This window comes from Klebsiella sp. GB_Kp056 (assembly GCF_040064755.1).
Taxonomy (GTDB): Bacteria; Pseudomonadota; Gammaproteobacteria; order Enterobacterales; family Enterobacteriaceae; genus Klebsiella; species Klebsiella quasipneumoniae.
Genome location: NZ_JBEAJA010000064.1, coordinates 21914 through 34203 on the forward strand (window position 1 = coordinate 21914; position 12290 = coordinate 34203).

Genomic DNA, 12290 nt, shown 5'->3' on the forward strand with positions numbered 1-12290 from the left:
TTGTCATGAAAGCCCAGAAACCGGGGTTACACCCGCGTAACCGCCACCATCAACGCTACGACCTGCCCGCGCTCTGCCAGGCGCATCCTGACCTGCAGGGATACATTACGCTCAATCCGCTGGGTGAGCAGACTATTGATTTTGCCAATCCGCAGGCGGTAAAGGCGTTGAATAAAGCGCTGCTGGCGCATTTCTACGCGGTCAAACACTGGGATATTCCTGATGGTTTTCTCTGTCCGCCGGTGCCCGGGCGGGCCGATTATATTCATCATCTGGCGGATCTGCTGGCCGGGGACAGCGGCGAAGTGCCGAAGCAAGCCACGATCCTTGATATTGGCACCGGCGCCAACCTCATTTATCCCCTGATCGGCGTTCACGAGTACGGCTGGCGCTTTACCGGCAGCGAAATCAGTCCGGAAGCCTTCGCCAGCGCGCAGGCGATTGTCAATGGCAACCCGGGATTGACCCGGCAGATCCGTCTGCGTCGGCAAAAAGAGAGCCAGGCTATCTTCCTCGGCGTGATCCACAAAAACGAGACCTATGACGCCACGCTGTGTAATCCGCCGTTCCATGACTCCGCAGAGAGCGCCCGGGCGGGCGGTGAGCGCAAGCGCCGCAATCTCGGACTCGGCGCCGACAGCGGGCTTAACTTTGGCGGTCAGCAGCAGGAGCTGTGGTGCGAAGGGGGCGAAGTGGCCTTTATCTCGCAGATGATCCGCGAAAGTCAGGCCTTCGCCCGCCAGGTGAAATGGTTTACCTCGCTGGTGTCGCGCGGCGACAATCTGCCGCCGCTCTACCGCCTGCTGACCGAGGTCGGGGCAGTGAAAGTGGTGAAAAAAGAGATGGCCCAGGGGCAAAAGCAGAGCCGCTTTATCGCCTGGAGCTTTATGGACGACGCCAAACGCCGCCGTCCGTTCTAACTACTCCGCGGCCGGGCTGTCGGCGCCCGGCATCGGCAGTTGCTGCCAGGTTTGTACCGGGGCGCGAACCCCGGCGCGGTCGAAGTGCTTTTTCACCTGGGTGTCGAGGGCAAAACGCACCGTCCACTGCTTCAGCGGCAGGGTGGTGAAGCTGACGCGCAGCGTAAAGGCGGTATTGCTCAGCCCCACCAGCCCGGCGAACGACGGTTCGCCAATGATCAGGCCGCGGATCTCCTCCTGGTCCAGCAGATCGTCCACCGCCGCCTTCAGCGCCTGACTGGCTTTATCCAGATCCTCATGGCGGTCGACGTCATAGTTGGCCACCACCGAGCCAATGCCGCGCACGAAGTTGGCAAAGGTGGTGATCGAGGACCAGGGGATAATGTGATAAGCGCCGGTATCCTGGCGCACCCCCACTGAGCGAATCGACATCCGTTCCACCGTGCCGGTCAAAGGACCGATGGTGACCAGATCGCCGGTATTCATCCCGTTCTCAAACTGGATAAAAATGCCGGTGATAATGTCTTTGACCAGGGTTTGCGCGCCAAACGAGATGGCCAGCCCCAACGCCCCGGCGCCCGCCAGCAGCGGCGCGATATTGACCCCAATCTCCGAGAGCAAAATCATCACCGTGATGGTGCTGATCACCACCGCCAGCGCGTTGCGAAACAGCGTCAGCAGCGTCCTGGCCCGCGCGCTGGGCAGCGGGCGGCCATGGATATCCGAAGCCAGCCGGTTTTCGATCAGGCTGGCCAGCACCGTCCAGCCGATAGCGGAGAAGAAGAGGATAAGGGCGATACGGATCAGCACATCCACCGTTTTTTGCCCGGCATCGTTGTGCAGCCATTCGCGGAAGTCAAACAGCCCCCAGGCGCTCAGGAGCAGCATGATGGCGACGCAGACGGTGAGAATACGCGCTGCCTTCAGCGACGCGGAGATCCAGCCGTTCAGCCGCTTTTGCAGCTCAGGATAGTTGCGCTGAGTGGCAGGGGAGAGGGTGATGGTTTTGGCTATCCAGCGCGACAGAATGCCGGACACCAGTGCCGCGCCGCCGATAATCGCCAGGCTGCGCAGGGTGGCGCCCATCATAAATTTCAGGCTGTTGCCAGGGTCGAACAGGGAAAAGAAAAAGAGCACCACAAAGTAGGCGCAGGCCAGCCAGTGCCAGATCAGAGCGAAGGTGCGGATAAACAGGCTAAAGAAGGAGAGCGAGCGGTCAGCCAGATGGATTAGCCCCTGCGTAATCACCGCTTTGTTATGGAAAATCAGATACAGCGCCCACAGCGTAATGCACAGCATGATGACGACGTTAGCCAGCGCGCCGACCTGAACATTCACCTGGTTGGAGATAATCGGCACCGCGACGATCAGGCCGTAGCCGATCAGGCTGCTGAGGGCGCTCAGGCGCAGGCTCCAGTAGGAGGCGGCCTCGTCGCTGAGGTTAAAGGGCCTGAGCGCCGGGATGCGCGGGCAAAAAATGAGCCGCAGTATGGCTTTAAAGAATTCGATCAGCGCGAAGGCGTTGAGGAAAAGGCTCTGCTGGAAGGCGATAGTAGGGTTGTCGCCATTCAGGCGATCGCTCAACAGCTGACCGATAAACAGGGTCAGCGCCAGCAGCAGCAGATCGATGATAAACGCCCCGGCGATGGTCAACGGCAGCTGGAGCCAGTTTCCGCGATCGCGGTTTTTATGCCGTCCCCATTCGCCCATTTTACGATACAGCGGCAGCGCCGCGAGGCGTACCAGCCACCAGAAGGCAAACACCAGCCCGGCCAGCAGTAAAAAATGCCAGGCGGCGCTGGTAAAGGTTTGCGGATTAAAGGGCTTATGCGGCGAGCCGGTAATATTGCGCCACAGCTGGGAGAAGCGCGATGAGAACTCATCGCCATATTCCCGGCTGATCTGCGTGACGTTCTCCAGCACCGTGGTCTCTTCTTTCACCGCCGGCGGCGTCAGCGTCGGGGTGCTGTCGGGCGGCGGCGTGGCGGCCGCTTTACGCAGCTGGTCAATGAGCTCCTGGCGGGCGGAGTCGTTGGCCAGCACGTCGGCCAGCGCGGCATAGGCCGCTCTTTTCTGTTCTACATCGGGTTCGCTGGCGCTGGTTTTATCGGCATTAGCGGTCGGCACGCCGGGCAGGGCGGCGGCGGAAAGCGGGGGAATAAACAGCGCAGCGAGCAAAAGCAGGATCCACGGCATGGGCACCTCCGTTGCAACGTAAACGGGTAAGTATAGAAGCCGATGGCGGAAGGGGAGGGAAGAGGAATCTGGAAAGCGGCTCTCTCCGCGACGGAGAGAGCCGTTGTGGGTCAGGCGACGTGCTGCAGGAATTCCCGCAGACGCGGGCTTGGCGGGTTGTTTACCAGCTCCTGTGGGTTGCCGTCTTCGGCAATTCGTCCCTTGTCGATAAAGATCAGTCGCGAGGCCACTTTTTCGGCAAAGCCGATTTCGTGGGTCACAATCACCATCGTCATGCCCTCTTCCGCCAGATCCTGCATCACCTTGAGCACTTCATGACGCAGTTCCGGGTCGAGCGCGGAGGTGGGCTCATCAAATAGCATCATCTTCGGCTTCACCGCCAGCGCGCGGGCGATGGCCACACGCTGCTGCTGGCCGCCGGAGAGTTCAGACGGATAGTGATGCGCGCGCTCTGCCAGACCGACTTTCGCCAGCAGATCTTTCGCCAGCTTCTCCGCCGCCTGCTTGCTGGCGCCGCGTACCCGCAGCGGGCCAAACATCACGTTTTCCAGCGCCGTGAGGTGCGGGAACAGGTAAAACTGCTGGAACACCATCCCGGCTTCCTGACGAATCAGACGTTCGTCCACCTTCGGATCGTTGACCTTCAGGCCATCGACAATCAGATCGCCGCTGGTGATCTCTTCCAGTTTATTGATGCAGCGCAGCATCGTCGATTTACCGGAGCCGGACGGGCCGATAATGACCACCACTTCACCCTGATTGATTTTCAGAGAGATATCGTGCAGCACCTGGGTCGGGCCAAAGTGCTTGGAGACGTTTTTAAATTCAATCACAGGATTTTCATCCTTCTTTCAAGACGACGCAGAATAAAGCTCAGGACCAGGGTGATGATCAGGTAGATCACGGCAACGGCGCTCCAGATTTCCAGCGCGCGGAAGTTGCCGGCGATGATCTCCTGTCCCTGACGGGTCAGTTCGGCGACGCCGATGACGATGAACAGCGAGGTGTCCTTGATGCTGATGATCCACTGGTTGCCCAGCGGCGGCAGCATGCGGCGCAGCGCCAGCGGCAGGATCACGTGGCGAATGGTTTCGCGACGCGACAGGCCCAGCGCCAGGCCTGCTTCGCGGAAGCCTTTATGAATGGAGAGCACCGCGCCGCGGGTAATTTCCGCGATATAGGCGCCCGAGTTAATCATGATGGTCACTACCGCCGCGGAGAAGGGGTCAATGCGCAGATCGCTAAAAGCCATCGGCAGCGCAAAGTAGATGAACATAACCTGCACCACAATCGGGGTGCCGCGAATGATTTCAATAAACACCAGCGCGATGTGGTTGGCGATCCAGCCGCCGAAGCAGCGGGCGAAACCGGCCACCAGACCGATGATCAGGCCGCCGGCCAGGCCGAGGACGGAAATCCACAGCGTCATTTTGGCGCCTTCCAACAAAATCGGAATGGCAGGCCAGATGGCACTCCAGTCAAACTGCATAATACGTTCCTGTTACCGTGTCGAGAGCAGAGGAAAGCCTCCGCCAAAATACTGTCTCCCGCAACGTATGTGCCGGAAGACCGTTGTGATGTCGCCGGGCCTGCGCCCGGCGATGTACGTTTTTATTATTTTGGTTCAGTGCCGAACCATTTTTTATAAATTTCGTTGTAGGTGCCGTTCTCGCGCAGCGTTTTCAGCGCACCGTTCACTTTCTCACGCAGCTCGTCGCTGCCTTTCGGGAAGGCGATACCGTAGTTTTGCGCTTCCAGTGATTCACCTACCGCTTTGAATTTGCCGTTGCCCGCGGTTTTGATGAAGTAGAGAATGTTCGGCGTATCGTGCAGGACCGCATCCGCGCGGCCGGTACCCAGCTCCATGTAGGCGTTATCGATATTCGGGAACTGACGCAGATCTTTGGTTTTGATATTGGCTTTCGCGTAGTCAACGGAGCCGGTGCCGCTCTTCACCGCGACCACTTTGCCGTTCAGATCTTTCACATCTTTGATGTCGTTATTATTAGCGTTGACCATCACCAGCAGGCCGCTCTTGTAGTAGCCGTCAGAGAAGTCGATGGCTTTTTTACGCTCGTCGGTAATGGTGATCCCCGCCAGCGCCAGATCGATATTTTTGGTTTGCAGCGCCGGGATAATGCCGCTGAAGTCCATTGGCTTCAGGGTGTAATCGAGCTTCAGCTCTTTGGCGATGGCCGCCCACAGGTCAACGTCAAAACCCACATACTTATCGCCTTGCTTAAATTCGAACGGGACGAACGCCGTATCGGTGGCGACAACCAGGGTCTTATTGGCGGCATGGGAAGAAACCGCAAAAGCCAGGGTCAGTGCAGCCAGTGAAACTTTAAATACAGACTTCATAGCATTTCCTTTTATATCCACGGGACGATCCCCTGCGAGAACGACTAGCCTAATGAAAAAATCGTGCCACTTTTACAAGCTGTTGTTTTTCAACAAACGAAGCGGTAGCCGTTGCACAATATCGATCGTTTCAGGCAAAGAGCGCACCATAACGGGGCGTTATTTTGGTGCATCCTCAGGTCGCTGAATAACGAGCCCATTTTTAGCGCAAACCCTGATGGGAAAACAATCTCGCCGTAACGATTGTGTGAGGTGATTATTACAATTGTTTTACTTTTGTGCGCATTTTCATCAATTTGACGCCCTGAAATGGTGCAAGGCCAGCGGGTGAGGGAAAACGGAGGAGGGAAAAACAACAAGGGCTGGGTGGGGAAAGCAAAGGCGCCGTCGACCGCGCTGCGGCCGACGGCAAAGCCTTACTCGATATTCGCTTCAATAAACCACAGGAATTTATCCAGGTCGCGGGAAGCGGCGGTGAAGATATCTGCGGTATCTTCGTCTTTAGCTTCGCCGATCGCTTTGCGCACATCGTTAGCCACTACTGCGTAGCGGTCAGCCAGCGCTTTCAGGTGATCCTGAACATGATGGATATCCAGTGGGTAGCTCTGCAGCGGGGTTTTGCTGTTGATCACCTGAGTGGTGCCCAGGGCGACGCCGCCCAGCTGCACGGCGCGCTCCGCCATGGTATCCAGATGCTCAGTGAGCGCAGTACGGAAACCGTCCAGCATTTCGTGCACGGCGATAAAGTTCGCACCGCGCATATTCCAGTGTGCCTGCTTGGTGATAAGGGACAGGTCAATGAACTGGATCACCTGGCGATTCAACAGCTCAATGGTCGCTTTCTTTTCGCTGTCAGCGACATCGTTGCGGGTATAGACCAGATTAGATGCTTTTGATTTAACCAGTTTAGCGGTACTCATCGTTTCATATCCTCTTGATATTGATGCTCGTCACACTTCAAAACTGAATGATGTGGAGCGTTGTCCCAGGTAACTTCGGGACTAAGTATAGCAAGGGTTTTAAAGTATGAGGCATCGGCAGGCCATATCACTCCGATAGCGCAAAGTGGTTGGCTATTTGAAAAAACAAGTCCAATCAGAAGGTTAGCGAACGCTGGCAGGCCCGCAACTGGCGCGTGCCGCCGCCGTAACAGAATGTTAATTGATATCGACTTGCTTGATTTTGCTCTGCCGCTGCATGGTCAGCGTGGCGCCCATTGAGGCGATGATAATCGCGCCCAGCGCCAGGGTCTGGGAGAGGTTCAGGGTTTCGCCAAGGAAGATCATACCGGACAGGGCGGCTAGCGCCGGCTCGAGGCTCATCAGCGTACCGAAGGTGCGCGTCGGCAGGCGCGTCAGGGCCATCATCTCCAGGGAGTAGGGGAGTGCGGTGGAGAGAATGGCAATCCCCAGCCCCAGGGGCAGCAGCGACCATTGCCACAGCGTATCGGTGGCTTGCGCCATACCTAACGGGACAAAGACCAGTGAGGCGATAAGCGACCCCATCGCCACCGTGGCTGGACCATGCTCCTCGCCCGCGCGCTGGCCGGTCAGAATATAGACCGCCCAACAGGCCCCGGCGCCGAGAGCGAACAGCGCGCCGGTTAAATCCACCTGCGCCACATTCTGCCCCAGCGGCAGGAGATACCACAGCCCGAGGATCGCCAGCGCCACCCAGACAAAATCCAGCGGGCGGCGCGAGCCGAAAAGCGCCACCGCCAGCGGGCCGGTAAACTCGAGGGCCACCGCCACGCCGAGCGGAATACGCTGCAGGGATAAATAAAACAGATAGTTCATCGCCCCGAGCGCCAGGCCGTACAGCAGCAGCGGCACGCGCTGCGCCGGAGAGAAACGTAGCCGCCAGGGCTTGAACACCACCACCAGGATCAGCGTCCCGAGCGCCAGGCGCAGGGCGGTAACTCCCGGGGCGCCGACCACCGGGAACAGCGATTTGGCGAGCGATGCGCCGCTCTGAATCGAGGTCATAGCGATTAAAATCACCACTATCGGCAACCATGCCGCCGCTTTTCGGGATGGACCGGGCATCCTTTCTCCTGTCAATTTTTGTCAAAAGGGGTAAAAGTTCCAGTGTACTGGAATTAGCTGCTGGCGGTTGAGCTAATGTTGAAAAAAACAGGGGCAAAAACAGTACAATGGCGAAAGTTGCTGAGAAATTCACCAGGTGATTAGGATTAATCTGGATGCTTGCGAATTTCTTAATGAGCGTTAAACTGTAAGTTAACGCCAAAAACTGTTGTTTTCCATATTGTTATAGAAATATGGAAACTTTTGGTTACATGAAAAAGTATGTTAGACAATGTAAACTCCAAAGAGTTTCCCAAAAGTTTTTGATATATTTAAAGCTTAGGACTTATTAGAAACACATTTGAGGTGGTTATGAATAAAATTGCACGTCTTTCAGCACTGGCCGTTGTTCTGGCTGCATCCGTAGGTACTACTGCATTTGCTGCAACTTCTACCGTAACCGGCGGTTACGCGCAGAGCGACATGCAGGGTAAAGCGAACAAAGCTGGCGGTTTCAACCTGAAATACCGTTACGAGCAAGATAACAACCCGCTGGGCGTTATCGGTTCCTTCACCTACACCGAAAAGGATAATAACAGCAACGGTACTTACAACAAAGGTCAGTACTACGGCATCACCGCTGGTCCGGCTTACCGTCTGAACGACTGGGCAAGCATCTACGGCGTAGTGGGTGTTGGTTACGGTAAATTCCAGAACAACAACTTCCCTAATAAATCCGATATGAGCGACTACGGTTTCTCCTACGGTGCTGGTCTGCAGTTCAACCCGATCGAAAACGTTGCCCTGGACTTCTCCTACGAGCAGTCTCGTATTCGTAACGTTGACGTCGGCACCTGGATCGCTGGCGTGGGTTACCGCTTCTAATCACTCCGGTGATATAAAAAATCCGCCTCCTGGGGCGGATTTTTTTTGCCTGCTGACCGCCAGCCCGGCCGGTTGGCCGGCGCTGACCGCGTCGTTTTAGTTGATGGTGAACTCATCGCTGCCGAGGTGTGAATAGTCCACCTTCTGCAGCTGGAAGTTGGTGATATACACCGGGCCGGCCTTCTGCTCAGAGATAAACCGATAGCGCGGGGCGATTTCCGCCGCCTTGATGCCGGTCCATTGCGAGAAGAAGCTGAGGAAATCATTCGCCGAGCGCTGCGCCTTAATGACTTTATGCGCTTTGTCATCGCTGGAGAGCACCATAAACGGCACCTGGAAGTTCTGCTGGAACTTATCGTCGTGCGCCAGATACTGCACCTCTTTGCCTCGCTCCTTGAACGCCAGACCATGATCGGAAAAGTAGGTCAGGGAAAAGGTGTCGCCGGAATTTTGCAACTGGCTGTAGAGCTTAGCCAGCAGGGTATCGGTTTGCGTCATGCTGTAGAGATAGCAGGAGGTCTCTTTCGACTGGACGAAAACCGTATATTTGCCTTTGGTCCGGTCGCAGGCCTGCGGGTGCGAGCCCATCAGATGCAGAACAATCAGCTGCGGCTGGGTACGCTGGGTGGAGAGCACCTGCTCGGTCAGCTTCAGTAACTGCTCGTCCTGGGTGTTTTTATTGGCTTCGAAATCGCCGTTTTTCAGGAACTGCACTTCATCCGCCCGTTTGGCGATACTGGCGATAGCGGTGTCGTACTCGCCGATCTGCCCCTGGTTGGAGAACCACCAGGTCTGGAAACCGGCGCGGTTGGCGAGGGTGACAAAGTTATCCTGAAACTGCGGTTTGCCATCGACCACCCGGTTAAGGGTCAGGCCGAGGGATTTTTGCGTCGAGCCGCTGGCGGCGACGTAGTTGTTAAACAGATACCCGTTCACCGAGCTGGCAAACGGCGTGTTGTCCCAGTGGCCGCCGAAGGCGCCGAGGGCGTCGCGGCGGGCGCTTTCACCGATCACCACCACATAGAGATGGTACTTCGGCTTCACCGCCAGCACGTGCCAGCTATCTTTCATGCCGGCCAGCTGTGCCATCCGCGCCTGCTCGTCCAGCACCTCGTTATTATTCACCACCACGTCTTTGACAAAACGGAAGGCCGGGTAACCAGTATCGATTACCTTGAATACACCGCCCCAGGCGAGATTTTGCACCGGCTGGAGAAAAAAGATCCCGATGCTGAACAGCAGGCCCAGGGTCTCCATTTTTCCCCAGCGGGTCTGCTCGACGATCTTGCGGCGGACCGCGATGATCCCCAGCGCGAAGATAAATACCGCCAGCAGATAGTTGTACCACGGGAAAATGGTGAGGATTTCCGTGGACTCTTCCACGTTGGTGGCGTGCAGCGCCAGCAAGGTATTGAAGTTGGGCGCGCCGTAAGCCTGGCCAAACGGGTAGTAGAGGGCCGCCAGCAGAGAATAAGCGCCGACCACTGCTTTCTGCACGCGCGGAAAGGCACGCCACAGAAGATGTAACACGCAGGTAAATGCCACGGTATAGAGCAGGCTAAATTCATAGCCCAGCGCCAGGTTAATCAACAGCGATTGTAAAAAGTAGAATCCTGTCCATGGGTTCAGTGCCAGTCGGCGGGCGACCAGCGTATCTTTCAGGGTGGTGACATTCATAGTAAACAATCAAAAAGAGGCCATGCGCATCCCCTGGCTTCAAGGGGTAAAACCTGCTGGACAGTGCGTGAAGAGGGTCTCTGCGAGCCGCGAATGTGGCAGGGCTGTGCAAAGATAGGGCTTGTAAATGGTAAGGTCAACCAGACATAACAGATTGTTTTGCGAGGACGCTTACAAAACTTGAAAAAAGGTGGGGAAAACGGGATAAACCGGTCAGTTTAGCGGCAGATGATGACGGAAAAATGAAGCGGCGTACCGCGACGCCGCCTTAGCGATGGGGTTTGTCCTGCTGCGGTTTACCGTTGATCATCTCGCACAGCATACCGAGCAGCATTAAGCGTACTTTAAAGGGTGAATGGCTGAACACGTTTAAGCACCTCTTGAATTCGTTCATCTGCTCTCCTCCTGCCTGTTCGCTCCATCACTCCCTGATGGATGTTTGCATTATATACAGATATAGCACAGGCTATATTTTATAGCTATGGCTAAAACGTTAAATTTTTGTGCTCTTGGCGCAATCCATTACAATGTGGATCTTTTTATATGATGCTTGACGCGTCACACGAATGAGGAAGCACAATGAACCGTCGCGCAGGTAAGCCAATAACAAAAAAAGTGACGCAGTTAGTAAATGTTGAAGAGCACGTTGAAGGGTTCCGCCAGGTGCGGGAAGCGCATCGGCGCGAGCTGATTGACGACTATGTTGAACTGATTTCCGACCTCATCCGCGAGGTGGGCGAGGCGCGTCAGGTGGATATGGCCGCCCGGCTGGGGGTCTCGCAGCCCACCGTCGCCAAGATGCTCAAACGGCTGGCCAGCGTCGGCCTTATCGAACAGATCCCGTGGCGTGGCATATTCTTGACCGCGGAGGGTGAGAAGCTGGCCCAGGAGAGCCGCGAGCGCCATCAAATCGTGGAGAACTTCCTGCTGGCGATCGGCGTCAGTCCGGAGATCGCCCGTCGTGATGCCGAAGGGATGGAGCATCACGTGAGCGAAGAGACGCTGGCGATGTTCCTGAAATTTACCCAAACACAGGGATCTCAGGAAGCATGACTCTTCCCTTCGTCCAGTCGCTGCTGCGCGATCGTTTTCTCCATCTGCTGCTGATTATCGCCTGCGTGCTCAGCGTGATGGTGCCGTTTGTCCCGGCAAGCTGGCCGGCGGCCATTGACTGGCATACCATCATCACCCTCAGCGGCCTGATGCTGTTGACTAAGGGAATTGAACTGAGCGGCTATTTTGACGTGCTGGGGCGTAAAATGGCCCGCCGCTTTGTCACCGAGCGTCAGCTGGCTATGTTTATGGTGCTGGCGGCGGCGCTGCTGTCCACCTTCCTCACCAACGACGTCGCGCTGTTTATTGTGGTGCCCCTGACCCTGACCCTGAAGAAGTGGTGCGCCATCCCGGTAAACCGGCTGATTATTTTCGAAGCGCTGGCGGTGAACGCCGGGTCGCTGCTGACGCCGATCGGCAACCCGCAGAACATCTTGCTGTGGGGACGCTCCGGTCTCTCTTTCCCTGGGTTTATCGGCCAGATGCTGCCCCTGGCGGCGGCAATGATGCTGACCCTGCTGGCGCTGTGCTGGTTCTGTTTCCCGGCAAAGCGGCTTACCTACCAGAGCAGCGATATGGCGCCATCGTGGCAGCCTAAGCTCGTCTGGAGCTGTCTGGGGCTCTATCTGGTGTTCCTGACGGCGCTGGAGATGGATCAGGCGCTGTGGGGACTGGCGCTGGTGCTGCTGGGCTTTCTGGCGCTGGCCCGGGCGGTGATCGTCCATGTTGACTGGTCGCTGCTGCTGGTGTTTATGGTGATGTTTATCGACGTCCATCTGCTGACCCAGCTTCCGGCGCTGCACCAGGTGCTGAGCGGGGTCGGGACGCTCTCCGGCGGTGGGCTGTGGCTGACCGCCATCGGCCTGTCGCAGGTGATCAGCAATGTGCCCTCGACTATTCTGCTGCTCAACTATGTTCCACCTTCGATCCTGCTCGCCTGGGCGGTTAACGTGGGGGGCTTTGGTCTGCTGCCGGGCTCGCTGGCCAATATCATCGCCCTGCGCATGGCTGGCGATCGGCGGATCTGGTGGCGTTTCCACCTCTACTCCATTCCCATGCTGCTGTGGGCGGCCCTCACCGGCTATTGGCTCTTCAAACTCTGCGCCTGATTTCCGCAGCAGTCCGCCGCCCTCCACGTCGTTCGACAGGATCGCCCCCCGGGGCGATCTTTTTT

At 56.8% G+C, this 12290-nt stretch carries 12 protein-coding genes; 4 read left to right on the forward strand and 8 right to left on the reverse strand.

All coding sequences use genetic code 11. From position 1 onward, the window contains the following. Window positions 1-5 precede the first annotated feature (5 nt). Window positions 6-920: a 23S rRNA (adenine(1618)-N(6))-methyltransferase RlmF gene (gene rlmF, locus ABLV52_RS22405; RefSeq protein ID WP_348890942.1), complete on the forward strand. Its 915-nt coding sequence runs from the start codon at window positions 6-8 to the stop codon at window positions 918-920. Here rlmF and ybiO read toward each other — a convergent pair whose 3' ends face one another. From ybiO to rhtA, 6 genes are all read right to left on the reverse strand, one after another. Continuing rightward, a complete protein-coding gene (gene ybiO / locus ABLV52_RS22410) occupies window positions 921-3116 on the reverse strand; it encodes a mechanosensitive channel protein (RefSeq protein ID WP_348890943.1) in 2196 nt (731 codons plus the stop codon). It lies immediately after the preceding gene. A gap of 110 nt (window positions 3117-3226) precedes the next feature. Beyond that, the gene (gene glnQ / locus ABLV52_RS22415; protein ID WP_004212183.1) at window positions 3227-3949 is read right to left on the reverse strand and encodes a glutamine ABC transporter ATP-binding protein GlnQ; all 723 of its coding nucleotides are present in this window, start codon (window positions 3947-3949) and stop codon (window positions 3227-3229) included. After that, complete coding sequence (gene glnP, locus ABLV52_RS22420) at window positions 3946-4605, reverse strand: glutamine ABC transporter permease GlnP (protein ID WP_002895837.1); 660 nt, start codon at window positions 4603-4605, stop codon at window positions 3946-3948. Before glnP ends, glnQ begins: the two co-directional genes overlap by 4 nt. 125 nt (window positions 4606-4730) lie before the next feature. Further along, window positions 4731-5477 carry a glutamine ABC transporter substrate-binding protein GlnH gene (gene glnH, locus ABLV52_RS22425; RefSeq protein WP_004886198.1) on the reverse strand — a complete coding sequence of 249 codons (747 nt, stop codon included), beginning with the start codon at window positions 5475-5477 and terminating at the stop codon, window positions 4731-4733. Between the two features lie 416 nt (window positions 5478-5893). Continuing rightward, a complete protein-coding gene (gene dps / locus ABLV52_RS22430; protein WP_004886200.1) occupies window positions 5894-6397 on the reverse strand; it encodes a DNA starvation/stationary phase protection protein Dps in 504 nt (167 codons plus the stop codon). Between the two features lie 237 nt (window positions 6398-6634). Beyond that, window positions 6635-7522 carry a threonine/homoserine exporter RhtA gene (gene rhtA, locus ABLV52_RS22435; protein WP_023288946.1) on the reverse strand — a complete coding sequence of 296 codons (888 nt, stop codon included), beginning with the start codon at window positions 7520-7522 and terminating at the stop codon, window positions 6635-6637. A gap of 351 nt (window positions 7523-7873) precedes the next feature. Here rhtA and ompX point away from each other — a divergent pair, with 351 nt between their 5' ends. Beyond that, window positions 7874-8386 (forward strand): outer membrane protein OmpX, encoded by a 513-nt coding sequence (ompX, locus tag ABLV52_RS22440; RefSeq protein ID WP_004886207.1) that lies wholly within the window; start codon window positions 7874-7876, stop codon window positions 8384-8386. Between the two features lie 96 nt (window positions 8387-8482). On the opposite strand, the gene ABLV52_RS22445 is transcribed toward ompX, so the two are convergent. Continuing rightward, entirely contained in the window at window positions 8483-10063 is a 1581-nt protein-coding gene (locus ABLV52_RS22445; RefSeq protein ID WP_309319689.1) for a phosphoethanolamine transferase, read from the reverse strand. Window positions 10064-10331: 268 nt separating this feature from the next. Further along, a complete protein-coding gene (gene mntS / locus ABLV52_RS22450; protein WP_023288948.1) occupies window positions 10332-10457 on the reverse strand; it encodes a manganase accumulation protein MntS in 126 nt (41 codons plus the stop codon). Window positions 10458-10642: 185 nt separating this feature from the next. Here mntS and mntR point away from each other — a divergent pair, with 185 nt between their 5' ends. Next, complete coding sequence (gene mntR / locus ABLV52_RS22455; protein WP_004886216.1) at window positions 10643-11116, forward strand: manganese-binding transcriptional regulator MntR; 474 nt, start codon at window positions 10643-10645, stop codon at window positions 11114-11116. Beyond that, a complete protein-coding gene (locus tag ABLV52_RS22460; RefSeq protein ID WP_032455222.1) occupies window positions 11113-12225 on the forward strand; it encodes an anion transporter in 1113 nt (370 codons plus the stop codon). The genes mntR and ABLV52_RS22460 overlap by 4 nt, the downstream gene beginning before the upstream one ends. Window positions 12226-12290 lie beyond the last annotated feature (65 nt).